The 24,904-nt window shown below is 69.4% G+C and carries 21 protein-coding genes; 6 read left to right on the plus strand and 15 right to left on the minus strand.

Features of this window, described 5'->3' with window-relative positions:
• Positions 1 to 31: 31 nt before the first annotated feature.
• The 7 genes from OG507_RS27550 to ligD form a co-directional block, all read right to left on the minus strand.
• Positions 32 to 1,489: a penicillin-binding transpeptidase domain-containing protein gene (locus OG507_RS27550; RefSeq protein WP_327369846.1), complete on the minus strand. Its 1,458-nt coding sequence runs from the start codon at positions 1,487 to 1,489 to the stop codon at positions 32 to 34.
• 34 nt (positions 1,490 to 1,523) lie between these two features.
• Positions 1,524 to 2,903 carry an FtsW/RodA/SpoVE family cell cycle protein gene (locus OG507_RS27555; protein WP_327369847.1) on the minus strand — a complete coding sequence of 460 codons (1,380 nt, stop codon included), beginning with the start codon at positions 2,901 to 2,903 and terminating at the stop codon, positions 1,524 to 1,526.
• Positions 2,904 to 2,958: 55 nt separating this feature from the next.
• The gene (locus OG507_RS27560) at positions 2,959 to 4,353 is read right to left on the minus strand and encodes a HAMP domain-containing sensor histidine kinase (protein ID WP_327369848.1); all 1,395 of its coding nucleotides are present in this window, start codon (positions 4,351 to 4,353) and stop codon (positions 2,959 to 2,961) included.
• On the minus strand, positions 4,350 to 5,126 hold the full coding sequence (locus tag OG507_RS27565; protein WP_327369849.1) for a hypothetical protein: 777 nt from the start codon (positions 5,124 to 5,126) through the stop codon (positions 4,350 to 4,352). Before OG507_RS27565 ends, OG507_RS27560 begins: the two co-directional genes overlap by 4 nt.
• A 111-nt stretch (positions 5,127 to 5,237) precedes the next feature.
• Positions 5,238 to 5,567: a zinc-ribbon domain-containing protein gene (locus OG507_RS27570; RefSeq protein ID WP_327369850.1), complete on the minus strand. Its 330-nt coding sequence runs from the start codon at positions 5,565 to 5,567 to the stop codon at positions 5,238 to 5,240.
• Positions 5,564 to 7,750, minus strand: coding sequence for a HEAT repeat domain-containing protein (locus OG507_RS27575; RefSeq protein WP_327369851.1), 2,187 nt, complete (start codon positions 7,748 to 7,750; stop codon positions 5,564 to 5,566). The genes OG507_RS27570 and OG507_RS27575 overlap by 4 nt, the downstream gene beginning before the upstream one ends.
• Positions 7,751 to 7,873: 123 nt before the next feature.
• On the minus strand, positions 7,874 to 8,806 hold the full coding sequence (gene ligD / locus OG507_RS27580) for a non-homologous end-joining DNA ligase (protein ID WP_327369852.1): 933 nt from the start codon (positions 8,804 to 8,806) through the stop codon (positions 7,874 to 7,876).
• Positions 8,807 to 8,866: 60 nt separating this feature from the next.
• Between ligD and ku the strand changes: the two genes are divergently transcribed.
• The gene (gene ku, locus OG507_RS27585; protein WP_327369853.1) at positions 8,867 to 9,952 is read left to right on the plus strand and encodes a non-homologous end joining protein Ku; all 1,086 of its coding nucleotides are present in this window, start codon (positions 8,867 to 8,869) and stop codon (positions 9,950 to 9,952) included.
• A 120-nt stretch (positions 9,953 to 10,072) separates the two neighbouring features.
• Here ku and OG507_RS27590 read toward each other — a convergent pair whose 3' ends face one another.
• Together OG507_RS27590 and OG507_RS27595 are read right to left on the minus strand one after the other, a co-directional pair.
• Positions 10,073 to 12,019 (minus strand): S53 family peptidase, encoded by a 1,947-nt coding sequence (locus OG507_RS27590; RefSeq protein WP_327369854.1) that lies wholly within the window; start codon positions 12,017 to 12,019, stop codon positions 10,073 to 10,075.
• A 171-nt stretch (positions 12,020 to 12,190) separates the two neighbouring features.
• A complete protein-coding gene (locus OG507_RS27595; protein WP_327369855.1) occupies positions 12,191 to 13,696 on the minus strand; it encodes a hypothetical protein in 1,506 nt (501 codons plus the stop codon).
• Between the two features lie 434 nt (positions 13,697 to 14,130).
• Here OG507_RS27595 and glyA point away from each other — a divergent pair, with 434 nt between their 5' ends.
• Positions 14,131 to 15,438, plus strand: a complete 1,308-nt coding sequence (glyA, locus tag OG507_RS27600) for a serine hydroxymethyltransferase (RefSeq protein WP_442811028.1) — start codon at positions 14,131 to 14,133, stop codon at positions 15,436 to 15,438.
• A 97-nt stretch (positions 15,439 to 15,535) separates the two neighbouring features.
• Complete coding sequence (locus tag OG507_RS27605) at positions 15,536 to 15,913, plus strand: hypothetical protein (RefSeq protein ID WP_327369857.1); 378 nt, start codon at positions 15,536 to 15,538, stop codon at positions 15,911 to 15,913.
• Between the two features lie 256 nt (positions 15,914 to 16,169).
• On the opposite strand, the gene OG507_RS27610 is transcribed toward OG507_RS27605, so the two are convergent.
• Positions 16,170 to 17,098 (minus strand): IS5 family transposase gene (locus OG507_RS27610; RefSeq protein ID WP_442811029.1). Its coding sequence is split into 2 segments (ribosomal slippage): positions 16,170 to 16,720 and positions 16,720 to 17,098, totalling 930 coding nucleotides; the frame shifts between segments, so codons are not numbered across the junction.
• Positions 17,099 to 17,210: 112 nt separating this feature from the next.
• On the opposite strand from OG507_RS27610, the gene OG507_RS27615 reads away from it, so the two are divergent.
• Entirely contained in the window at positions 17,211 to 17,876 is a 666-nt protein-coding gene (locus tag OG507_RS27615) for a nitroreductase (protein ID WP_327369858.1), read from the plus strand.
• Positions 17,877 to 17,961: 85 nt separating this feature from the next.
• Here OG507_RS27615 and OG507_RS27620 read toward each other — a convergent pair whose 3' ends face one another.
• A complete protein-coding gene (locus tag OG507_RS27620) occupies positions 17,962 to 18,333 on the minus strand; it encodes a hypothetical protein (RefSeq protein WP_327372120.1) in 372 nt (123 codons plus the stop codon).
• Between the two features lie 84 nt (positions 18,334 to 18,417).
• On the opposite strand from OG507_RS27620, the gene OG507_RS27625 reads away from it, so the two are divergent.
• Positions 18,418 to 19,461: a transposase family protein gene (locus OG507_RS27625; protein ID WP_327369859.1), complete on the plus strand. Its 1,044-nt coding sequence runs from the start codon at positions 18,418 to 18,420 to the stop codon at positions 19,459 to 19,461.
• On the opposite strand, the gene OG507_RS27630 is transcribed toward OG507_RS27625, so the two are convergent.
• Together OG507_RS27630 and OG507_RS27635 are read right to left on the minus strand one after the other, a co-directional pair.
• A protein-coding gene (locus OG507_RS27630; protein ID WP_327369860.1) for an IS5 family transposase occupies positions 19,431 to 20,248 on the minus strand; the annotation gives its coding sequence in 2 pieces (ribosomal slippage) (positions 19,431 to 19,898 and positions 19,901 to 20,248; 816 coding nt in all). The two genes, OG507_RS27625 and OG507_RS27630, sit on opposite strands and share 31 nt — an antisense overlap.
• Positions 20,249 to 20,548: 300 nt before the next feature.
• On the minus strand, positions 20,549 to 21,940 hold the full coding sequence (locus tag OG507_RS27635) for an IS1380 family transposase (protein ID WP_327365118.1): 1,392 nt from the start codon (positions 21,938 to 21,940) through the stop codon (positions 20,549 to 20,551).
• Positions 21,941 to 21,960: 20 nt separating this feature from the next.
• On the opposite strand from OG507_RS27635, the gene OG507_RS27640 reads away from it, so the two are divergent.
• Positions 21,961 to 22,260 carry a hypothetical protein gene (locus OG507_RS27640; RefSeq protein ID WP_327369861.1) on the plus strand — a complete coding sequence of 100 codons (300 nt, stop codon included), beginning with the start codon at positions 21,961 to 21,963 and terminating at the stop codon, positions 22,258 to 22,260.
• A 678-nt stretch (positions 22,261 to 22,938) separates the two neighbouring features.
• Here the strand turns inward: OG507_RS27640 and OG507_RS27645 are convergent.
• Together OG507_RS27645 and OG507_RS27650 are read right to left on the minus strand one after the other, a co-directional pair.
• Positions 22,939 to 23,256: a hypothetical protein gene (locus OG507_RS27645; protein WP_327369862.1), complete on the minus strand. Its 318-nt coding sequence runs from the start codon at positions 23,254 to 23,256 to the stop codon at positions 22,939 to 22,941.
• A 527-nt stretch (positions 23,257 to 23,783) separates the two neighbouring features.
• Positions 23,784 to 24,869: a DUF1152 domain-containing protein gene (locus OG507_RS27650; protein WP_327369863.1), complete on the minus strand. Its 1,086-nt coding sequence runs from the start codon at positions 24,867 to 24,869 to the stop codon at positions 23,784 to 23,786.
• Positions 24,870 to 24,904: the final 35 nt, after the last annotated feature.

A 24,904-nucleotide genomic window follows, 5' to 3' on the forward strand; every position in this document is an offset into this window, starting at 1 on the left:
ACCCGCACCCGCACCCGCATCCGCCACGCGGTCAGTCTCGCAGGGCCGCCTCCATGACGGCGCGGGCGATCGGGGCCGCGCTGCCGCCGCCGCTGATGTCGGCCCGGTTGGCGGCGGCGTCCTCGACGACCACGGCGACCGCGACGGCCGGCTGCGCCGAGTCCGGCGCCTGCGCCCAGGAGATGAACCAGGCGTACGGTCTGCCCGAGTTGTCGATGCCGTGCTGTGCGGTGCCGGTCTTGCCGCCGACCGTCACTCCGTCGATCGCGGCATTGGACCCCGTGCCCTCGTCCACCACGTCGACCATCATCCTCCGCAGCTGCATGGCCGTCTGCTGGCTCATCGCCCGGTGGTAGGTGCGCGGGCCGTTGCGGTGGACGGTCGAGCCGCCTCTCGTGGTCGTACGGTCCACCAGATACGGGTACTTGAGGTCGCCGCCGTTCGCCACGGCCGAGGCGACCATCGCCATCTGGAGCGGAGTCGCCGTCGTGTCGAACTGCCCGATCGAGGAGAGGGCCAGCTGGTCGTCGCTCATCTCGGTGTCGAAGTTGCTCTTCGCCACCCCCGACGGGATCTTCAGCCCGGTGTCGTTGAAGCCGAACCTGCGCACCGCGTCCACCATGCCCTTCAGCCCGACCCGCACCCCCAGCTCCGCCATCACGGTGTTGCAGGAGACCCGGATCGCCTCGGCGAGCGAGGCGTCCTCACAGCCCTCCGCCTCATTGGGGAGCGTGGTCGACGTGCCCGGCAGCACATAGGGGGAGGGGGTGTCGGTCTCGTCGTCGGGATCGGTGACGACGTCCGCGTCGAGCGCGGCCGCCGCCGTCACGATCTTGAACGCGGAGCCCGGCGGATACGTCTGCCGGATCGCCCGGTTGAGCATCGGCTGGCTCTTCGACGCGTTCAGCTCCTGCCACGCGTCCGTGACGGACGAACCGGTGCCGGAGATCCGCCCGGGATCGTACGAGGGTGTCGAGACCAGCGCCAGGATCCTGCCGGTCGACGGCTCGACGGCGGCGACCGCACCCCGTCGTCCCCCCAGCCCGTCGTAGGCGGCGCGCTGCATCGAGTCCTTGATGGTCGTGGCGACATTGCCGCCGGGCTGCCGGTCGCGGGTGATCTCGTTCCACAGCGGGAGCGGGGCGAGCATCGAGTCGGTGCCGGAGAGGATGTCGTCCTCGGCGTTCTCGATCAGGGTCGTGCCGTACGTCTGCGAGGCGTAGCCGGTCACCGGCGCGTACAGCGGTCCGTGCAGGTACGTGCGCTCGTACTTGAGCTGCTCACCGGTGTCCTCGGAGCCGGTGACGGACCTGCCGCCGACCAGGATGTTGCCCCGCGGCTGGCTGTAACGGGCGATCGTGAGGCGGCGGTTGGCGGGATTGTCGTCCAGGCTGTCGGCGTCGAGGACCTGGATGCGGGCGGCGTTCAGCAGCAGCGCCACGAGCAGCAGCAGCAGAAGCGCGGCGGCCCGGCGGATATAACGGATCACAGCCTGGCCTCCGGGGCTCGCGGCGGGTACCGGGTCACAGCTCGTCCTCCGCCATCGGTGCGATGACCCCGGTCTCCACATGGTCGGGGCGCGGTCTGCGGGCCTGGTCGCTGACCCGGATCAGCAGCGCCACGATGATCCAGTTGGTGACGACGGACGAACCGCCCTGGGCGAGGAACGGCATCGCCATGCCGGTCAGCGGGATCAGCCCCATAACCCCGCCCGCGATCACGAACACCTGGAGCGCCAGGATCGAGGCGAGACCGATCGACAGCAGCCGCCCGAACGGGTCGCGCAGGGCCAGCCCCGCCCGGTAGCCGCGGGCGACGAGCAGCGCGTAGAGCAGGAAGACCGCGGTGAGCCCGGTCAGGCCGAGTTCCTCGCCCGCGGTGGCCAGAATGAAGTCGGACTTGGCGGCGAAACCGATGAGGATGGAGTGCCCGAGCCCGAGCCCGGTGCCGAGCATCCCGCCCGCGGCGAACGCGAACAGCGACTGGGCCAGCTGGCCGGGGCCCCGTCCGGCGTCGATCGAGGCGAACGGGTCGAGCCAGTCCTGGACGCGGCTGTGCACATGCGGTTCGAAGGAGCCGACCACGAACGCGCCGACGGCGGCGAGCAGCAGCCCCACCGCGATCCACCCGGTCCGGCCGGTCGCCACGTACAGCATGATCACGAAGAGGCCGAAGAAGAGCAGCGAGGTGCCCAGATCGCGCTCCAGGACCAGCACGCCGACGCTGAGCAGCCAGATCGCCACGATCGGGCCGAGCACCCGGCCGGTGGGGAGCTGGAGCCGCCAGATCTTGCGGCCGGTATAGGCGAGGGCGTTGCGGTTCGCGGCGAGATACGCGGCGAAGAACACGGCGAGCAGGATCTTGGCGAACTCGCCCGGCTGGAAGGAGAATCCGCCGACCCTGATCCAGATCTTGGCGCCGTTCACCGCGGGGAAGAAGATCGGCACGATCATCAGGACCAGGGCGGCGGCGACCGAGAGATACGCGTACCGCTGGAGCACCCGGTGGTCGCGCAGAAAGACGACCACCGCGATGAAGAGCGCCACACCGAGCGTGGACCAGATCAGCTGGGTGGGGGCCGCCTGGTCCTTCGGCGTCTCCAGGTCGAGTCGGTAGATCAGCACCAGGCCGAGCCCGTTGAGCAGTACGGCGATGGGCAGCAGCAGCGGATCGGCGTACGGGGCACGGAAGCGGACCGCGAGATGGGCGAGGAGGGCGAGCAGCCCCAGGCCCGCGCCGTAGCCGGCCACATCGGGCGGGACCGCGCCGTTCCTGGCCAGGCCGACGGCGGCGTAGCCGTAGACGGAGATGAGGACGGCCCCGATGAGGAGCAGCAGCTCGACTCCGCGCCGCTTGGGCAGACGTAGATCGGGCGGGGGCGCGTCCGCCGTCGTTGCGGTCATGCCACGCAACGTAGCAAGAGGTGGTGTCTATTTCCTTTATGTCATGGTCGGTATGTCAGCCGACATGTTTATCGGGGTCTGTCCGGCGGTCGGTGGGGGAGGGGCTGTCCGTCCCTCCCGGACCGTCCGACGCCTCGTCATCCAGCCGTACGTACTCCGGGAGTGTCAGCCGGGCCACCGCCCCGCCGTCCTCGGCGTTGGAGAAGACGAGGCCGGCGCCGATCACCTGCGCCTGTCCGGCGGCGATGGTCAGCCCGAGGCCGTGTCCCTTGCCGCAGGCCTCGGTACGGAACCGCTGTGGGCCGCCGTCCAGCAGATAGTCCGGAAAACCCGGCCCGTGATCGCGTACGGTCACCACCGGCCCGTCGACCGTCAGCACCACCGGAGGGCGGCCGTGCTTGTGCGCATTGGCGATCAGATTGCCCAGCACCCGTTCCAGGCGCCGCTTGTCGGTCTCCACCCGCACGTCCCTCGCCCCGGTGCCGGCCTCCGCTCCCACGACGCGGATCGCGGTCTTCGTCCCCGACGCACGCACCACGCGTTCGACGAGCGGCGCCAGTTCGTGGATGTCGAGATCGACCTGTTCGGTACGGGCGTCGAGCCGGGAGATCTCCAGCAGATCCTCCGTCAGCGCCCGCATCGTGCGGACCCGGTCCCGCACCAGCTCGGACGGCCGCCCCGGCGGCAGCAGTTCGGCGGCGGCCGAGAGTCCGGTCAGCGGGGTGCGCAGCTCGTGCGCCACATCGGCGGTGAAGCGCTGCTCGGTCAGCAGCTTGCGCTGGAGTGTGGACGCCATCGTGTCCAGAGCACCGGCGACGATCGCCACCTCGTCCTGCGGGCGCGAGGGGTCCGCCGTGCGCGGGTCGTCGACGCGGGCGTCGAGGTCGCCCGCGCTGATCCGGCGGGCCACCCGGGCGGTCTGGTGCAGCCGCCGGGTGACCCGGGTGACGGCGAACGCGCCGACCAGCAGGGTGGCGCCGGTGGCCAGCAGGGAGGAACCGACGATCGCCCCGTCGAGATCGTTGATCGTGCGGGCGCTCTGGCTGTAGTCCACCTGCGTGGCCAGCGCGCGGCCGTCGGCCGGTGCCGCCGCCCACATGGCGGGGCGGCCGTCGTGACGGCCGACCAGTGTGCCGCGTTCGCCGCTCACGGCCAGGGCGCGCAGGGAGGCGGGCAGCTCGGGCGGATCGATCCCGGAACCGGGCGGGAGCGCCTCGCCCGTCTCGTAGGCGGCGGAGACGTCCTCCAGCCGGGACAGCGCCTTCTCGCGGGCCTGGCCGACGGTCTGACGAGTCACCTCGCTGTGAACCAGCACGCTCAGCAGCGCGGCGAGGGCGCAGCACATCACGGTGATGAAGACGGCCGCCTTCCAGGTGAGCGTCGCGGTCCAGGAAGGCGCGCGCAGTCCGCGACGCCCCGTGCCGCGCAGCCTCTTGCCCTGCCGTTTCATCGGCGCTCCGCGGAGACGCCGACGGATGGTGCGGCGGTGGGCTTCGCGGTCGTGGGCCCGGGGCTCGGCGGGGCGGCCGTGGGTTTCGGTCGAGGGGTCCTGGACGCGGGCATCCGCAGGATCTCGTCCTCGGCGGGCAGCATGGCGCGCTGCCGGCTGTCCCAGGTCCAGGCGGTGCGGTACGCGTACCCGGTGATGACCGACGGCGTCCGAATGATCAGATCCCGCCCGGCCAGCTCGACGCTGATCACGGCGTCCGCGGTGGACAGGATCCGCATGAGCCCGCCCGCCTCCGGCATGTAGACCCGCACGGAGAGCTGGCGGCCGGGCATCCGGATGCCGAGCACCATCTCGTCCTCGCCGTCGCCCGTCAGGTCACGGAAGTAGGGCTGCAGCACGGGACAGGAGGCCGGCTCGGTGCGGCACGCGACGATGTGCCGGACGGTGTCGGCGGGCAGCTCGTTCCTGCCGCTGGTCCGGTTGGGCCGGGCCTTCAGGTCGGCCTGCACCACCGTCACCGGGGCCAGACGGTGCACATCGCCGTCCGGCACCTCGATCCCCGGGACGCGCGCGGTCTCGCCCTCGCCGTAGTCGTACGGAGCGGCGGAGGCGGGCGGCAGCTGCGGCCAGAGCCGGGCGGGTCCGATGGCGGCCGGGGTCGGTCCGGCGCTCCGCAGCCCACCGCCCGTACCGCAGCCCGCCAGCAGCACTGCGCCGACGACGGCCCCGAGGGCCACCGCCGTACGGCACCGCACCCGGCGCTGCGGACGCATGACACCCTCCCTTCCCGCGGTCCATGCCTCATAGACCTTATTCGGAAGGAAGTCCTTTATGTCTATTTGATGCCTGTAAGAGTGCTACTCGGGTGCTGCCTCAGCGCTGCCTCAGTGCTGGTAGGGGTTCTGGCCCTGCCCGCCCGGCGCGTAACCCGGCTGCCCCTGCGCCTGCGCCTGTCCGAACGGATTGCCGTCCTGCGAGGCGGCGTGCTGCGCCAGCAGCTGCTCGGCCTGCTCCTTCGGGATCTGCTGCTCCCCGCCGCAGAACGTGCACTGCGTCGCGTACTTCGTCGAGAACGGGAACAGCGGCACGAAGAACAGCGTGAACTTCGTGACCCGCTTGCGCAGCGTGTGCGCGGCCGGATTGCCGCACCACCCGCAGACCATCGTCAGGATGGCCAGCTGGTACAGATAACCCCGCGTACCGAAAATGATCATGTCGTGGGTCCCTTCCCCGTATCGCCCAGAAGTGCCTGCCGGCAGAACGCCAGCAGTTTTTCGTCCTCGTATGTGTCGTGGCTGCCGAATCCACCGTCCATCGCGTTGTGACGGCGTACGGAGGCCAGCTCGTCGCGCAGCACGCGTGCCACGTCCGACCCTGCACCGGCGACACCCTTTTGCGCCAGGCATTCCGCCACCCGGACCCGGGCATGACGGTTCTTCTCCCAGGCCGCCAGGAGCACCGGAACGGACTCGTCGGCCCGCCCGGACACGTCCCACAGCGCGATCGCCGCATCCACCCTCAGCCACAGCTCCTCGTGACCGAGCAGCGCGCGCAGCCGGGGCGCGGTCACCGCTGCCCGCGTGCCGAGCCTGCCCAGCGCGTTCACCGCGGAGCGCCGCTCGTGGGTGCGCTCCGCCTGCAGCCCCTCGATCAGCACCGGCAGCACGGCATCGGCGTCCCCGCCGACCGCCCACAGGGCCTCCGCGGCCTCCGCCGCCGAGGTGCTCCCGGGGCGGCGCAGCAGCGTACGCAGCTCCGGTACGGCGCTGTGGGCCGCGGGCCCGAACGAACCGAGCGCCCGCAGCGCCGCCGTACGCAGCCACTCGCCCCGGTACTCCGGCGTGCCCCGCAGCACCCGCAGCACCTCCGGCACCGCCTCGTGCGCCCGCAGCGCGGTCAGCCCCACGAGCAGCGGCCCCGCCCGGTCGTACGCCCGCTCGTCCAGCCGGACCTCGCCGAGCCTGCGCCGCAACGCCTCGGCCAGCGGGGCCGCCGCCGCCCCCAGACAGTCGATGGCGAAGCCCACGTCGTGCGGCACCTCGGGCCGCTCCAGCGCGGCGGCCAGCGCGGGCACGGCACGGGCATCGCCCAGCCGGGCCAGCGCCTTCACCGCGCTGCCGAGCGCCGGAGGCCCGCTCGGCCACTCCTGCACCCAGGCGCCGGGGTCCGCAGCCACCCGCGCCGCCAGCGCGTCCGCGGCGGGCGCGGCCAGCCCGAACAGCTCCTCCAGCACATGCGCGGCGGCCTCGGCCAGCCGTGGTTCGGGCGTGGCGAGCTGCTCACCGACCAGCCGGACCAGCTCCTCGTACGAACCCCGCCAGGCCCGGATCAGCCCGCTGCTCATCCGGAGCGCGTCGATCCGCTGCCGGTGGTCGGGGCTGCGCAGCTGGTCGGTCAGCAGCGCCGTCCGCTCGGCGACCCGGTCGTCGAGCCCGACGTGCAGCGTCCGCAGCAGATCCGCCGTCCAGGGGGCGGTGCGCCCCGAGGTCTCCTCGTCGGACAGCGCCCGCAACTGCCCCACCAGGGTCACGGGCGCGGCCCGCTCCTCGACGGGCGGCTCCCCGGCCCCGGACCCGGCCGCATCCGCGTACCCGTCGACGGTCGCGACCGCCTCGGCCGGACCCGTCTGCGCATCGACCGAGGGAGCCGCCGCGCCCCGGCGCACGGGCACCGAACGCAGCTGCCGCAGCAGCCCCGTCACCACCCGTACGACATCGCCCGGCAGAGCGTCCGGCGCGCACCGCGCCAGCTGGGCCAGCGCGGCGAGCCGCAGCCCCGGCGGAAACCCCTCACCGGCCAGCCGCACCAGCCACGCCGCGGCCTGCCCGGCCAGCCCACGATGGCGCAGGGCGACCCGCCCCGCGGCCTCGACCAGGGCGAGCCGTACCTCGTCGGACGGCTCTACCGGCAACCGCTCTTGCAGCAGCGCCAGGACCCGCACCGGGTGGCTGTGCAGCGTGGCGAGCGCCAGGGGCGCGGAAAGCCGCACGCCCGGGTCCTCATCGGCCATCAGCTCGCAGAACACCCCGGCACCCGCGGCGACGGCGGTCGCCGCCATCGCGTAGTTTGCCGCGCCCTCGATCTCCTCCTCGTCGAACTCGTCCTCGTCGTCCCCGTCCAGATCGATGCCGCCGATGCTGGTGAGCAGCTCGACGATGCTGCCCCGGTCCTGGATCCCCGGATCAACGACCAGCTCGAAGAGAAAAGGAATGCAGGCCAGCGTGCAGGCGTACACATCACCCTGGTGGTGAACGGCCCCGTACATGCCGTCAAGCGCCGTCTCGCGCTCCGCCGGATCGGCGGACGCCAGACCCCGCAGCATCTCCGGCACATCATCGGCAGGCCCGTAGGCATGCTCCATCGAGGCCCAGTCGACCTCGTCGATCCCCGCGAACACGCCATCGCCTCCCCACGTCATTCACGAAGCAGTGTCTGCGAGGAGTGTGCACCACGGCTCGGACGGTCCGCCCTCCACATGCGGTCTTTTCCTGAGGGACATGACAAGATCGTCCGCCGTGCGCTAAGCGCCCGGGGGGCGAATTCCGGACGCCTTCGGATCAAGCCCGGCCGGCAGCCGCCGGGCCCGGTTCGGATTGATGAGCGGCCCGAGCAGATCCCCGTACCGCTCCAGCCGCGCCCCCATGTCACCGGCCAGGAAGGCCAGCTGCCCCGGCGCCCGGCACTCCTCGATCTCCGCCCAGGTGACGGGCGCCGAGACGGTCGGCTCGGGCCGGGCGCGCAGCGTATAGGGCGTGGCGGTCGTCTTCGACGCCGCGTTCTGGCTGAAGTCGACGAAGACCTTCCCCGGCCGCAGCGCCCGGGTCATCCGGTGCACGACCAGCTCCGGAAGCTCCAGTTCCGCCTCGACGGCCAGCCCTTTCGCGTACGCCGACACCCGATCGGCAGGGGTCGGCTCCAGCGGTACGAGCAGATGCAGCCCCTTCGACCCGGAGGTCTTGCCGTACGTGAGCAGCCCGTCCGCCGCCAGCCGCTCGCGCAGCCACAGCGCCACCGTGCAGCACTCCACCACGCTGGCGGGTGCACCGGGGTCGAGGTCGAACACCATCCGGTCGGCGATTGCGGGCGCATCGGCCTGCCATTGCGGAGTGTGGAACTCCACCACCAGATTGGCCGCCCACATCAGCGAGGCCAGATCCTGCACGACCACCTGTCTGGCCCGGCTGTCCTCCTGGTGCGGCACGGGAGTGGTCCGTACCCAGGACGGCGTACCCGGCGGCGGATTCTTCGTGAAGAAACGCTGCCCCTCCGGCCCGTCCGGATAGCGCAGAAAGGACACGGGCCGGTTGTACAGATGCGCGAGCAGGGCCCCCGCCGCGGTGGCCGCGTAGTAGTGGAGCACCTCGCCCTTGGTGGTTCCGGTGGCCGGATACAGCACCTTGTCGAGATTGCTGAGAGCCAGCCGCCGCCCCTCCACCTCTGTGATCGGCGTCATACGATAAGAATCACACGTTTACGGATCTACAGGTATTCATACGTACACAAGGGGTGAACAGTGCGGTCCATATGGAACGGTGCCATCTCCTTCGGGCTGGTCAGCATCCCGATCAAGCTGGTCAACGCCACCGAGAGCCACGCGGTCTCCTTCCGCCAGATCCACCTCGCCGACGGCGGCCGGATCCGCTACCGGAAGGTCTGCGAGATCGACGAGCAGGAGGTCACCGCCGCCGAGATCGGCAAGGCCTACGAGGACGCCGACGGCTCGATGATCCCGATCACCGACGAGGATCTGGCCTCGCTCCCGCTTCCCACCGCCAAGACGATCGAGATCGTCGCCTTCGTGCCCGCCACCGAGATCGACCCGCTCCAGATGGACGCGGCGTACTACCTCTCCGCCAACGGAGTCCCGGCCGCCAAGCCGTACACCCTGCTGCGCGAGGCGCTCAAGCGGAGCCGGAAGGTCGCCGTGGCGAAATACGCGCTGCGCGGCCGCGAACGGCTCGGCATGCTCCGGGTGGTCGACGATGTGATCGCCATGCACGGTCTGCTCTGGCCGGACGAGATCCGCGGCACCGAGGGCATCGCCCCGGAGACCGGGGTCACGGTCCGCGACGCCGAACTCGACCTGGCCGACGCGCTGATGGCCACTCTCGGTGAGGTCGACATGGACTCGCTCCACGACGACTACCGCGAGGCGGTCGAGGAACTCATCGCGGCGAAGGCGGAGGGCCGGACCGTGGAGGCGGCGGAGGCGGAGGGCGCGGGCGGCGGCAAGGTCATCGACCTCATCGCAGCGCTGGAGAACAGCGTTCGCGCGGCGAAGAAGGCCCGCGGCGAGGAGCCGGAGCCCGCAGAGGAACCGGAATCCGCAGAGGCATCGGCGGACGCCCCTGTCGCCAAGGTCACCTCGCTCACCAGCCGCAAGAAGTCCGGCGGAACCGGAGCCAAGAAGAAGGCCGCGGCGGCCACCCAGAAGACGGCCGCGAAGAAGTCCACGCCGAGCAGGGCGCCCGCCAGGAAGACCGCCGCACGGTCGACGGCGAAGTCGTCCGCCAAGACGACGGCGAAGAAGACCACGGCGAAGGCGGACACGAAGCAGACGGCGAAGAAGGCGGCGCCGCGCAAGCGTGCCTCGGCCTGAGAAGCCCGGCCGGTCCGTCCGGCCCGGGCACGTATGCCCGCTGCCCGATGGCCGACGGCCGCCCCGGAGCACAGGCCCGGGACGGCCGTCGTCGTGGTCAGGCGATCGACCGCTACGCCACTACCAGCGGTACGAGTTCACGTAACCGGCCGCCGGAGTCCCGACACCCGTCACGTCGTCATACCCCTTGACCGCCTTCAGCGAGGCGTCCTTGCCGAGGCTGCGCAGCGACGTCAGCACACCGTCCGCCGCGTCGAAGCCGTTGGCGAAGTCGGCCCGCGCCACCGCGAGGTCGTGGTTCGGGCCCAGCGGGTGGTCGGTGACGTCGTGGTACGCCTTCGAGCCGTACCGGTCGTAGATCGCCGGGTTGGCGAAGCCGATCGGCAGACCGTGCCGGGCCTGCTGCGCGAGTGCCTGGACACCGGCGATGACCGGCGCGGCCAGTGACGTACCGCCGATGCGGTACTCGTCGTAGCCGAGCGAGCCGTCGGGCAGCGTCTGGGTCTGGCCGACCAGGAAGCCGGTGTTCGGGTCGGCGACGGCCGCGATGTCCGGGGCCGTGCGCATCCGCTTCGTCCCGTTCGCCTGCGCGAGGGAGTCCGGGACGATGCCGCGCTGGTACGACGGCTGCTTCACGGTCGAGCTGGTGCCGCCGCCCGCGCCGGAGGTGTACGAGCCGGGGAAGCCGGTCCAGCTCTTCCCGTCGTCGGAGAGGTTCGCCTTCAGCGTGCCCCAGCCGGTCTCCCACTGGTACGTGTCGTTCCTGCCGACGGCCAGCGAGGTGCCGCCGACCGAGGTCACCCAGGCGGAGTTGGACGGGACGTCGATCTGCTTCGTGCCCGTGGACGCGACGTTGTCGCCCGCGTCGCCGGAGGAGAAGTAGAAGCCGATGCCCTCGATCGCGCCCATCTTGAAGACCTGGTCGTACGCGGCCGCGACGTCCGGGGGCTCATTGGCCTCGATGTCGCCCCAGGAGTTGGAGACGATGTCCGCGAGCCGATGGTCGACGATCTTGTTCAGCGAGTCCAGCAGATCGGCGTCGTAGCAGGAGGCGCCGCCCACGTACACGATGTCGGCGGCGGGCGCGACCGCGTGCACGGCCTCGACGTCGAGGGTCTCCTCGCCGTACCAGCCGGAGGCCCCGCACTCCTCGGTCTTCGTGTAGTCGTCCGGCAGCACCTGGCTGAGCTGCCCGCGACGGTAGGGGGCGTCACCGTTGCGCTTCGCGTACTCGGCGGCGTCCTTCGCGATGGTCGGCGATGCGTACGCGTCGGTGATCGCGACGGTGACGCCCTTGCCGGTCCAGCTGCCCGCACCGTACGCGGCGCGCAGCTGCTTGCCGGTATACCCCTTGACGGCGTACGGCACCTTGGACCCGTAGGCGCTCGGCAGCGACGACGCGGTCTTCGAGCCGTAGTACGAGGAGAAGGGGCCGGAGTTGCGGAACACCGCGTCCGGCGGCGGCAGCGTCTCGTCGTGGCTCGACTTGTGCGGCGCGTTGTCCAGGCCGGAGACGGCGAGAACGGCGTCGCTCAGGGCGGCGGGCACGGAGGCGGTGGAGGCCGGGGCGCGGTAGGTCCGGGCGCCCTTGCGATAGTTGCGCAGCTGGGTGCCGAACGCCTTCTCGGCGGCGGCGACGTCACCGGTGGCGGAGACGTAGTGCTGATTGGCTCCGGTGACGGTCAGCCCGTTCGACTTCAGCCACTGACCGACCTGGTCGATCTGCTGCTGAGTGGCCCCGAACCGGGCCTGCGCCTGTGCGGCGCTCAGGTACTTCCCGTACGAGGCGGACTGCGGGTCGGACACGGCGGCGGCGTAGGCGGCCAGCCCCTTCGCGTCCCGTCCGGCCAGATGGACCCGGACGCCGACCTTGCCGCTGTCGGACGTGGCCCCCTGGTCGGCCTCGGCGGTCGCCCAGACGGGCTTGGTGCCCTGCAGCGCGTCCCGCCCGCTGGGCGCGGAATCGGCGCTGGCGTTCGGTATCCCGAGGGCGAGCGCACCGGCGAGCAGTGGCAGTGTCGCTGCCATGCTCAGCGCGGCGCGACTTCTCGCGCGGCTGGTTCTCATGTAACCCCCTGCGATGTGGTTCTTCGCGTGTGGAGCATGTGCCGGATGATGTGCACATGTAATGCGCCACTCTGGCGAGGAACCCCTCATGTAGGGGGCATGCATTCACCAAGAATCGATCAAGTGGACTGATTGACGGGGTGGTTCATCCCGTTCCAGGGAAATGCTCCGTCAGGCGTCCGAGCCGGAGCCGGAGACCGGTTCCGCAGGGCCGGTGCCGAGCGAGGACGAACTGGACACGTACGTACAGCCGGTGTACCGATACCCGGGCTGGATCCTCGACCCGTCCGCGTAACTCGTCACACTCGTGTCGGAGGCGGTGCCCCCTCGGTGCTTGTAGAGGAAGTGGTACTCACCCGCGGGCAGCCACAGCGTCACCCGCGGATAGCTCTTCCCCTTGGCCTTGCAGGCCGACACGGAACCGCTCGCCCAGGTGTACGACCTGCAACTGCCGCACCCCCCGATGTCGACCTTCCCCGTCACCGGCCCGGTGTACAGGATCTCGACCCCGTCGGGGGCGTCGTTGCTGATGACGAGCTGCATCCGGGCCCCGCCCGCCCGGTCCGAGGGCGGCAGGTGCTTCCCGGCCGCCGGCCGGGTGTCGGCGATCTCGGCGGCGATGGCGATGTCCCGGGCCCGCGCCCTGCGCTTGTCCTTCTTGTACGTGGCGGCGAACTCCGTCAGCGTCTGTCGCGCGTCGCCGAACCGCTTGGCCTTGAACTCCGCGAGCCCGCAGGCGTAGACACCGTTCTCGATACCGCCGTCGGCGCTCCCGGCCAGCACCGAGACCGACTTGTCCGGCAGCGACAGCGCCGTCGCGCGGACCCGTCGCAAGGTGTCCGTGGCGGCGCAGGGATCGCTCCCGCGTACGGCCCGGCTCTGCTCCGAGATCTCCTTGGAGACCGCCGCTCCCACCTTCTTGGCCTGCGCCGATCCGGGGAACGCACGCAGCAGCTCGCCCAGTTCGCCACCCTCCGCACCGGCGGACGTGTCGCCCAGCCGGGACACCCCGCACTCGTACAGGGAGGTGGCCAGCGGACCGTCCGGATAACCGACGAGATCGCCGAGCAGCTCCGGGTCGATGGACTCGGGCACGGTCCGCAGATGGGTCAGCGGCTCGATGGCCTCACAGTGCTTCTTCTGCCGGTACGGTGCCGAGACGGCCCGGTAGTACGCGTCGAGCCGCGACGGTACGAGCTTCCCGGCCCCGGACCCGGCGTGCTCCTCACCGAGCTCGCGGTAGACGGCGAGCGCCGAGCGGTAGTCGCCCCGCGCGGCGTCGAAGGGCTTGGCCGACGCGGCCTCGACGGTCCTGTCGCCCCTGTCCAGCCGGTCGAGCAGCATCTGTTCCACGGCCTCGTCCTGCGCGGAGCCGTAGAACACCACGCCCCCCGCGGGCACGGCCAGCAGCACCAGACCGGCCACGGCCGCCACCACCGGCCGCCACGACCCGCCGACGGTCCGGCGCCGGGCGGTCCGCGCCCCGTCCAGGGCCGCCAGGGCCAGTGCCAGGAGATACGCGACGACGAGCCCCCTGGCCACCCCGTCGGGGTCGGCGGGCAGCGAGGCGAGCAGCAGCGCACCGGTCGCCACGCAGCACACTGCCGCCCTGAACCAGCACCGCATCAGCGCATAGCCGAGCCCGAAGCCACCCAGATTGAGCAACGCCACGGCCACGGAACGGAGACCACCCCCGGGTGGCGGCGGCCCGACAGTCGGCGGCCGGCGCGGGGGTGCCGGCGGCGGTGGCGGAGGCGGCGGACAAGCCCCCGCCCCGAAGCGCTGATCGTCCCAACTCACGTCGGCCCCCCAACCGTTGAGCGAGTCGGGCCCAGAACCGCACCCGGTGTGATTACCATCCACGAGCCCCCGAACGGTGTCAATCCGGGCCCCGGTCCGCACGTCGGCTCACGCACCCCGGACCGGTCCCGAACCGGTATAGAAGCGCGCACGACCCCCACACCGGATAATGTGAGGGCGCCGCGACTGGCGCGTACCCCGGCAGGGGTGCTCCGTGGAACCGACCACGAGGGAGCGGCACACCCCGGGCCCGCCCGGGGGGCGTCACCGCCGGAGAGCCGTCCGCCTGGGCATCCGGGTCCACTGCAGCAATGCGACCGACCCGGGAGGACCCCGTGACCGTATCCGTACCGCCGCACACCCGCCATGACGCTCTGGCAGCAACCGACCCGGAGATCGCCGCACTGGTGGCGTCCGAGGAACAGCTCCAGGCGGACACCCTGCGCCTGATCCCCAGTGAGAACTACGTCTCCGCCGCGGTGCTTGAGGCATCGGGCACCGTCCTCCAGAACAAGTACTCCGAGGGCTACCCGGGCAAGCGGTACTACGAGGGCCAGCAGAACATCGACCAGGTCGAGACCCTCGCCGTCGAACGGGCCAAGGCGCTCTTCCGGATGGACCACGCCAATGTGCAGCCGTACTCCGGCTCGCCCGCCAACCTCGCGGTGTACCTGGCGTTCCTGAAGCCGGGCGACACCGTGCTCGGCATGTCACTGCCGATGGGCGGTCACCTCACGCACGGCTGGGGCGTCTCGGCGACCGGTACCTGGTTTCGCGGGGTGCAGTACGGCGTGCGGCGCGACACCGGCCGCATCGACCTGGACGAGGTACGCGACCTGGCCCTCGCGGAACGCCCCAAGCTGATCTTCTGCGGCGGTACGGCCGTGCCCAGGACGATCGACTTCGCGGGCTTCGCCGAGATCGCCAAGGAGGTCGGCGCGGTCCTGGTCGCCGATGTCGCCCACATCGCCGGCCTGATCGCCGGAGGCGCACACCCCTCGCCCGCCCCGTACGCCGACGTGGTCTCCACCACCACCCACAAGACCCTGCGCGGCCCGCGCGGCGCGATGCTGCTGAGCCGGGCCGAACACGCCCGCGCCATCGACCGTGCCGTCTTCCCCGGCCTCCAGGGCGGCCCCCACAACCAGACGACGGCGGCGATCGCGGTCGCGCTCAAGGAAGCCGCCCGCCCCGACTTCAGCACCTACGCCCACCAGGTGGTCGCCAACGCCCGCGCCCTGGGCGAGGAGTTGGCCTCCCGCGGCTTCGACCTGGTCTCCGGCGGCACGGACAACCACCTCCTCCTGATCGACCTGACCTCCCGCGGTGTCCCGGGCAAGATCGCGGCCAAGGCCCTGGACCGCGCCGGAATCGTCGTCAACTACAACACCGTCCCCTACGACCCCCGCAAGCCCTTCGACCCCTCCGGCATCCGCATCGGCACCCCGGCCCTGACCTCCCGCTCCATCCCGGCCTCGGAGATGGCCACGGTCGCGCAATGGATCACCCGCGTGGTCGAGGCGGCCCGCACGGGCGACGAGCCCACCATCGAGAAGGTCCGCGACGAGGTGAAGACCCTGATGGCCGGCTACCCGGCACCGGGGCTGCCGGTGAACTGAGTCCGACGCCGATCCCGACGGCGAGGGCCGCCCGCCCCCGGAGACGCGAACATCCGACCGGCCCCGGGCCGCACGGCTGCCCGCCTATGCTCACGGGATGGAGCAGAGCGAAGTGGTGAAGCGTGTCGTGGGCATCCTCACGGAGGCGGGCGAGATCCGCCGGCTCCTCGAAGAGAACGTCGACCGCGACGACGTGGAAACCGATCCGAGCGTGGTGACCGCGCTCCTGAACGAGACGATGCCCCGGATCACGATCCCCGAGGACGCCTCGATCGAAGAGGTCGCCGTCCTCGTCGGCCGGGAGGTCGGCGGCGCGGTGGAGCAGCTGGTCGGCGCGTTCACCCTGGCCTTCGCGATGCTGGCCCAGGTCCACGACTCCGGACAGACGGACGTCACCTCCGCCGACGTACTCCAGGACCTGGCCCTGCGCGCGGAACAGATCGGCTCCGGCGGCCAGGAGGGCATGGACGAGTAGACGACCGGACGCCCCGAACCGACCGGCGGCCGACCGGCCGCCGGTCCGGTACTGCACCCCGAACGGACACGACCGCACATGACAACAGGCCCTCAGATCCGGCGCGATGCCTGATCAAAGGGCCTGTCCGGCACCTTGCACAAGGTGCCCCCGGCAGGATTCGAACCTGCGCACACGGCTCCGGAGGGCCCTTCGGACTATGCCGTAGGCGCAGGTCATCGTGCTTCTGCGATCCAACTAGGCAGTGTCCTGGCGATCATGAGCGGAGCCAGATGACGAGTGCGGCTGCGGTGACGGTGCCGAGGTAGACGTAGCCGCGCTTGTCGAACCTGGTCGCAACCGCGCGGAAGGTCTTCAGCCTGTTGATCGCCCGTTCGACGGTGTTGCGCTTCTTGTAGCGGTCCCTGTCGAAACCGGGCGGCCGACCCCCGGCGCTGCCGCGTCGGACCCGGTTGGCGGCCTGGTCGGCCTTCTCCGGGATGACATGCCGGATTCCTCGTCTGCGCAGGTAGCGGCGGGTTCGGCGGTTGCTGTAGCCCTTGTCGGCGCTGACGCTGTCCGGCTTCGTACTAGGCCTGCCGCTGGTCAACCTCGGCACACGGATCTTGTCCATGACCGGCTCGAACTGGGTGCAGTCGGCACACTGCCCGGGCGTGATGACCAGCGAGAGCACCCGGCAACGGCCGTCCGCACTCAGGTGGATCTTGGTGGTGAACCCGCCGCGCGAGCGGCCGAGCGCCTCACCTCCCGCACTACCCCCGCCAGCCGGTTGATCAGTTCCGCCCGGATCCGAGCGGCTTTGACCGCCCGGCCAAAGCCCCCTTTGAGGACGGGCGGCGGAGCGTGCCGGGCGCCGGCGGCGTGGTGGTGGGCGCGCACGGACGTCGAGTCGACCGAGACGTTCCAGTCGATCTCGCCGGCCGCGTCCGCCTCAGCCTGGACCCGCCGCAGGAGCATTTCCCACGTTCCGTCCGCCGACCAGCGGCGATGGCGCTCGTGCACCGTCTTCCACGGTCCGTATTGTTCCGGCAAATCGCGCCACTGCACGCCCGTGCGTATCTGGAAAAGCACCCCGTTCACGACCTGGCGATGGTCCCGCCACCTGCCGCAACGCCCATTGCTCACCGGCAGGAGCGGCTCCAGCCGCTCCCACTGGGCATCTGTCAGATCACTCCTACTCCCCATAGTCACATCAACGACTGACTGACCGTCGGGATGTCGTCCAGCCCCCGGCGATGCTCGGTGCTGACCGCTGAATACGGTGGAGGGGCCCGGCTGAATGAGAGGACGCGAAGACGTGGATGTGTATGAGGCCGTGGACAGCCGCCGGGCTGTACGGGCGTTCAGCGATGAGCCGGTGCCCAAGGAGGTCCTCGAACGGGTGCTGACCGCAGCAACGCGGGCTCCGTCCAGCGGGAACCTCCAGCCGTGGCGCATGTATGTCGTGAGCGGGGAACCCTTGGCCGAACTGAAGAAGTGCGCGACGGCCAGGTCACTGGCGGGAGACCCGGGTGATGAGCGGGAGTATCCGATGTACCCGGACGAACTGACCTCGCCGTATCTGGACCGCTTCTCCGCTGCGGCGGCTCAGCGATACGAAGCGCTGGGGATTGAGCGCGACGACCCCGACCGGCCCCAGAAGATCGCTACCTTGAACTCGGAGGCGTTCGGGGCGCCGGTCGTCTTGTTCTGCTACCTCGACCGGACGATGGGGCCCGGGCAGTGGGGTGACGCGGGGATGTACCTGCAGACGGTCATGCTGTTGCTGAGGGCGGAAGGATTGCACAGCTGCCCCCAGGTGATGTGGACCATGTGCCGCAAGACCGTCAGCCGAATAGTCGGAGCCGATGACGAGCTTGTGCTGTTCTGTGGCATTTCAGTGGGATTTGAGAAGGAAGGCGTACCAAGGCTGCGTACCGGGCGGGCGGACATGACGGAAACGGTGAGCTTCATCGGAGTGTGACCGCTGACGGCCGAGATCGACAGGACAGGGCCAAGGGCTGTCCCGCAACTGCTCCTCATCTCCAGTGGGAGACAGCCCGCAGCGGTCAGCAGAAGATGAGCTCGACTTCCTTCTCCATGCAGTACTTCATGACGGTGACCAGTTGGCGCACGTCGTCGATGTGTCGCTCAAGGACATGGCCACCGTCCTCGTGTTGCTGCTGGTTGGTGATTGCTTCCAGTCTGGGCAGCATGGCCGCGCATTGAACGGGCGCGAGAGAGCCGTCGTCGTCTGGATGGTCGAGTAGTGGTGCCAGCGTGGTGGAGACGCTGCTCCACATGCGGTCTCCACCGAATCCGTTCATCTCCGCAAGGGTGAATCCCTCTGCCTGGGCCAGCCACTCCCTGAACATGTTGAAGCCGCTATAGGACCAGGAGACGTCTGGGCTGGTCACGTCGTCGCCTCCGGGGGAGAGCATGAGCCCCACTCTGTTCCTCCTTGCTTGCCCGGTGCTCAGGATCGGCCGCGGGGAGACGTGTCGGCAACTGAAATGATCTGCCGTATGGCTGGTGTGATCACGGCGTCGGAGCCCTCGTGGATAGCCCCGTTCACCGGGCTGAGCCCGCGCGCCTTCGGGAAGCTGATGACGGTTTTGCGGCGCGAGGGCGCGGACGCGGTCCGCAAGGGTCGGCCGTGGGGCCTGCCGCTGGAGGACCGGGCACTGCTGGTCGCGGCGTACTGGCGCACGAACCTAACGATGCGCCAGCTGGCCCCGCGGTTCGGGGTCTCCAAGTCATTGGCGGACCGCATCATCGACCACCTCGGGCCGATGCTCGCGCTCCAGCCCCGCAAGCGGTTCGCCAAGGCCACCGTGCTCATCGTGGACGGCACTCTGGTCCCCACCCGCGACCACACCATCGCCGCGCAGTCGAAGAACTACCGGTACTCCACCAACCACCAGATCGTCATCGATGCCGACACTCGGCTCGTCGTCGTGGTCGGCCGACCGCTGCCCGGGAACCGCAACGACTGCAAGGCGTGGGATGAATCCGGCGCCAAGGCCGCAGTCGGCAGGACACTCACGATCGCCGACGGCGGCTACCTTGAGGAGAAAGAAGCCGAGGAGAAGAAGCCCTACGACTTGGAGGGGGATCCGCTCTTCCGCGTCAGGGCGTACGAGGCGGCAAAAGATCTCGCCGATAGGAACCCTTTAACATTTACTCCGTCAGGACCTGAGCAGTTCCCTGAATTCATTCAGGCCATCATCGGAACCTTCCAGCATGCAATAGAAGAATCCGACTTGTGGATGCACTTGTGGCGCGACGATAGATTCGTCAGCGAGAGAGCTGTTCAAAGCCTTTTCAGGCATACAGTGTGGCACTACTGCCGAGCAGTAGGTGTCGACATGACAGCCGAGGCGAATGCTGGGAGAGGGCCCGTCGATTTCAAATTCGTGCAGAATTGGGAATCTCGGGCACTTCTGGAGATAAAGCTTGCATCCAATCCGTATTTCTGGCATGGCCTCACGAAGCAAACAGTTCAATACCTCAAGTCGGAAGGCATTAAGAGGATGTCTCACGTGGTGATCTTGGCGAGTCTCTTGTAGCAGGTCAGGGCTGCGGCGAGGCCGAGGAAGGCGAGGAAGTGGCTGCCCTTTCGCTCATACCGGACGGTGAGGCGGCGGTAGCCGAAGAGCCAGGAGATCGACCGCTCGATCTTCCACCGGTGTCGGCCGAGGCGCTCGCCGGACTCGATGCCGGGACGGGCGATGCGTGGGACGAGGTTCCGGGCGCGGAGCCAGCGCAGGTGTTCCGCGGAGTAGTACGCCTTGTCCGCGCGGATCTTCACGGGCCGTCTCCGACGGGGCCCGCGCCGGGAGCGGACGGCGGGTATGCCGAGGATCAGCGGCTTGAACGCCTGGCTGTCGTGCAGGTTCGCACCCGAGACCGCCACGGCCAGCGGCAGGCCCTGGGCCTCGGACAGCACGTGCAGTTTGCTGCCCTTCTTGCCGCGATCGACCGGATTCGGCCCGGTCAGCGAGCCCCCCTTTTCGCCCGCACCGACGCCGCATCGACGATCGCGGAGGTCCAGTCGAGCTCACCCCTGGCGCCGAGTTCATCCAGCACCGCCCGGTGCAATCGGCGCCACAACCCGGCCTCGGTCCACGCGGTGAACCGGCGGTGCGCCGTCGCGGGCGATACCCCGAACGTCTCCGGCAGGTGCCGCCAGGCGCACCCGCTGGTCAGCACGTACACCACCGCCGTGAACACGGCCCGCTCGTTCAGCGGCGCAGTCCCACCGCCCTGCGGACGGGAGCTGAACGACGGCAACAACGGGGCGACGAGTTCCCACAGACCGTCAGGAACCAGCCGCTGCGAAAGATCGGCACTCACGAAGAGACATCATGCCGCAGCTCACACCATCACCACGTGAGACATCCTCTAAGCTTGGCTACTTCGTGTACGTGATTCATGCCGAGCGCCACGTGGAGCCTGAGCCCGGATCCACCGGCTGATGTTTCCGAGGTCCGATTTCTCGCCGAGGGCTGATGGTGGTGTGGGGCTTGGGTTCGAGGGCGGGCGGCGCCCGCCGCGCTCGGGTCGCGGCCTGTCCGAGGTGTTTTGCGAGTCGGGGCTGGGGCGGTGGTGCCGGTGGCCGGTGCGGCCGTCAGGGTGCGGTGTCGATGGAGGCCGTCAGGGTGTTGACGGTGGGTGATGGACGGCCTCGAACAAGTCCTGGTAGGCGGCCTGCCAGGGCCAGTTGGCGGGCAGGTGGGCGGTCAGCTTGGTCCTCGCGGTGCGGGCGAGTCGGGCGGGGACGTGGATCAGGTGGGCGCGGAGTGTGGCGGTGGTGGCCTTGGCGTGGAAGGCCGAGGCCAGGGCGCCGGCGGCCCGCAGCAGGTTGTGCGACATGGCCCACAGGATCAGCCAGGCGGCGTTCGCCTGGAAGTTTCCCGAGGGCAGGTGGGCGAGCGCGGAGGACTTCCCGTCCGCGATCGCCTGTTCCACGACAGCGTGTTGCCGGTGGTGCAGTTCGGCCTGAAGCATGCCGAAGGGGCTGTTGGTGAAGATGGGATGGTAGCGCCAGGAGTCGAACAACTCGCCCTGCCCGGTGGCTGCTTGCGGGTTCAGGCGTCGCACCCGTCGCACGATCAGACGGGCGGTGACCTGCTCGGCCTTCTTGCGTCCGGTGAACGCGGTGTACTCGGTCTCGGCGACCTCGGCGTCGGAGACCATCTCGCCGGTGTCGGGATCCACGAACGCCTCGGGGTAGCGGATCGGGATCCAGGCGTCCTCGGTGATGCGGCCGATCGCGGCGGCGATGGAGGGGTTCATGCCCGTGGTGAGGGAGAAGTGGGCACCGGACCTGTGGCAGGCGGCGGCCACATCGGCGGTGTAGAACTTGCTGTCCGCCCGCACCATCCGGATTCCGGTTCCGCCCGCGTCCTTCGCGATGGCCAGGGCCTGGGCGACGAAGCTTTTCGCGCCGCGGACGTCGGCGGCCTTGCCGCGGCGCAGGCGGACCGCACCGATCACCGGCCGGGCGAGCGGGGTGGACAGGGTGGCCATGATCGGGTGCAGGGTGCGCTGCCCCTTCAGGCGCCCGTGCTCGGCGCCTTGCTTGGCCCGTCCGTAGACCCGGCGGTGGGTGGGGTCGATGTCGATGAACATCAGCTGCCCGGCGCCGGGCAGCAGCGGGGTACGGGTCGCGAGGCGGGCCAGGAATTCCCGGTGCACACGGTGGAGTTGCCGGTTGTGGCCGTGGGTGAAGGAGCGCAGGAAGGTGCCCAGCGTGGACGGGGCGCGTATCCCGGCGAAGGCCCGGTCCATTGCGCCGTGCCGCAGCCGGTCGGCATCATCGATGGAGTCGGCCCCCGAGCACATCGCGCCCAGCAGCGACAGCACCTTGGCCGCCGGATGGGCGCCGCCGCTGTTGTCGGCCGCCTCGATGCGGACCTGGGCGGCCAGACCGGGCAGGCCGACCCGTTCGGCGAGCGCGATCAGCGGAAGCAGCCCCGCATCCGCGATCAGATTCGGCTCGTCGAAGAGTGCGGAGACATGGACGGCGGCATGGGAAGATTGCATCTCGGAAGAGCCTTGTCATCGTGCGTGCTGGAAGCCTCAAGAACTCCCATCATCGCAGGTCACAAGGCTCTTCCTCGTTCCCGGAGAAGTTGTCCACAGAGGTCAGCCGGTGGATCCGGGCTGAGCTTACGGTCAGGGCGAAGCAGCTCGCGAAAGAAGTTTCGTCGCGCTTTGGACTCGACGTCAGAACGTCCCAGATTGATGCCAGGAGGAAGCTCTCGGCTTCGAAGCTGAAGGAAGGCAAGGGGGAGGTTGTGGAGTCACCCGCTGCTGAACTCGACCCTATAGAGGGGTTCGATGAAGAAACTGACTTGGAGTAGATTCCAGATCTGGCCTTGCTACGGAGGGCCATTCGCCTCATTGGCAACGTGCTGGCGAGTGGCTCTGTTGTGTCAACTCGTAGGGTTTGTAAGCGGACAGCTGCAGATTCCTGCGACCCCATGAAGACACCGAACTACTACTGGCGGCCAGTGATCTCTCCGTTGACGCGGGACGCCCACCGGGTAGCATCGCGACGGTTGCCACCCAGCTTTACTGAACCGCGTCCGCCGCCGGCGCCAGGGGCCCGCGGATCATCCGTACCCATCCGTGGCTAGAGCATGATTGCATCGGCAGGCTCGTCGACCACCGCCTTGTAAGTTCGCTCTATCTCGGCCTCGGCTGGGCCCAGCTGCGCGCACGAGAGTCATCTACGGCCGCTCAAAGGTGCAGCTGTCGGTGGTCGTTGATGTCAGCGCTGGATGTCAGCCGAACAACTCCGGCACAGGGAAGATCTCCAAGGGCTCGTCCGGCCGATCCGCTCAGCTCCACCAGGGTGTGCCGACTGGCACACCCCCGCAGCGATCGGCACCTCCGCCGACCATCGTCCTCTCGCTTGGAGAGCACGAGGCCACCCGACTTCATGGGCTAGCCGCACCCAGGACAGGCCGGTACATCGCTGGTCATGCGCCGCACACTAACCCGAGCCCCCTCACCCCCCGGGGAGGCCCCAGACGTGATCACCCAAGCGCCGTTCCTGACCCGTGCAGCCGAACTCTCACCTGGTGGTTGTGCTCAGCGTGCCCGATGACCTCACCGCGGATGCGTGCCCCGAGAATGGGTAGTCCCATCCCCTCGGGCATGGCAATGATCTCGGCGAGCGCCACGGCGTTCGGAAGTCCGTCGACCCGGATGAAGATGCCGAAGGGCTGACGTCCGATCACCTCTCCCGCGACGGAGGCCCCCAGAGGGAGAACTGCAAGCGTCGCCGTCCAAACTTCCTCCGACGACTGCCCCGGCACGTCGGGGCGGCGCGCTGGCCAGTTGTACTCGTCCATAGGCAGATCATGACCTGCCGAGGAGCCCGCGACTACTGCGTTGTAAGGGCGGACGCGGTCGATCGCTGGGACGCCCAGGTCACTGCGGCTGTAGCGCCACCCCTACCCAACGAGGCATCTCGACTGCGGCGAGCCGTCGTTGACCATGGTTGACCGCACGATGTGGCATGACTGTGGCACGGAGCTCAGGCCGTCAACGGCCGCCATGAACATGTCGACTTCGAACTGAATTGCCACTTCACTCCGCTCCGGACGGGCAACCGGGGCTACGATATCCGGACGAGCCGCGACAAGACTCACAACAGGAACCGTCGCCTCGTAGATCGTGTTCTGGTGGTGGAGGATGCCGTGAACGTCGTCCAGCGCCTGCGTTCTTACGGCCTGATCTGCATCCGATAGCGCTACCAGGATCTTGGGCGCATCTGCGGCTCGTCCGTAGGCATGGTGCAGTCCTGTCCAGCTGGTTCGGGTGAGTGTCCACTCTGGGGCGGGCGGATCCGCGGTGGACGGGGGCTCGTGATCGTCTCTCATGCGATCCGCCACAAGGGTGCGTTGTACTGCTCCGGGCGGCTGCGAATGAGTAGCTGGCGCAGTTCGTCACGCTGTGAGCCGTTGAGGTTCAGGACCTCTGTGATGTGGCGGAACGTCGTGTGGGTGATTCCGCGGCCTCGGGCCTCGCTCTCGAACTCGTCGAGCCGGGACAGGACGGAGTCGCCGTCGAGCTTCACTGTCGGCCGGTCCTTGAGCCATGCGGCCTTGTTGCGCTCGTAGTCGATTTCCGAGTAACCGCAGACTTCTCGGCTGTGTGCCTCGACCTCGTCCAGGGTGGTGGTCGACAGGATGGCGCGGGCCAACTCGTTGCGGTTCAGTGCCTCGTCAAAGTCGACTTCATGGATTGTCGGGCTGTCGTCCGTGAGCGGAATAGGCAGGCCGGCGTCCCGCACCTCGCAGACGCCTCGCACTCCTCGCGCTGTTGCCGCGAGCATCCCAGTTGCCTCGGAGGGATGCCATTCCAGGATTGAGCCGACCAGCTCTGCGTCCCTCGCGGACAAGGTGTGGATGAGAGGACCGAGCAGACCGCGCACGTCGTCGAGCGGGAGTTCACCATCAAGGCTGGGGCCGGCGATCAGTAGCCGGATGGGCGCGCTCACCTCGCAGCACGCGGCCAGTGTCAGGGCATCTGCCAGCGGGCTCTTGAGCGTCGGCTCGTCACCTCGCGCGACGATGTCGCCGCCAACGTCCAGGAGGTCGATCGACGCCGGCTCCAAGTGGGCCACCAGCTCTTCGAGCTGGCATGTGATGCCCTTGGCGCCGTGGTACGGGTCGATCAGTGCGAAGGTGTGCGGGAGCTCTGCGGCGAGTCGGGGAAGGGCCGAGCCTGCTGGAGCGACCGGGCGGGCCTTGGACGGCACCGACCGGACAGATGGAGTGAGGGGTTCGAGGCCCGTGAAGTCAGACGGTCCTCTTGGCCCCGGTAGCGGGTCGACCAGCAGACGGTCCCACGCGTACGTGAGGATCACCGCCTGTTCCTCGTTGCCGTACAGGGCGGCGTGAAGCATTGCGGCGGCGACTGCGTCGCCCCCTCCTCCTGCCGCGACGATCAATCGCGTCATGTGCTCAACATTACGGGTTCGGCGTCTGACCGCTC

It is taken from the genome of Streptomyces sp. NBC_01217, from assembly GCF_035994185.1.
Classification (GTDB): Bacteria; Actinomycetota; Actinomycetes; order Streptomycetales; family Streptomycetaceae; genus Streptomyces.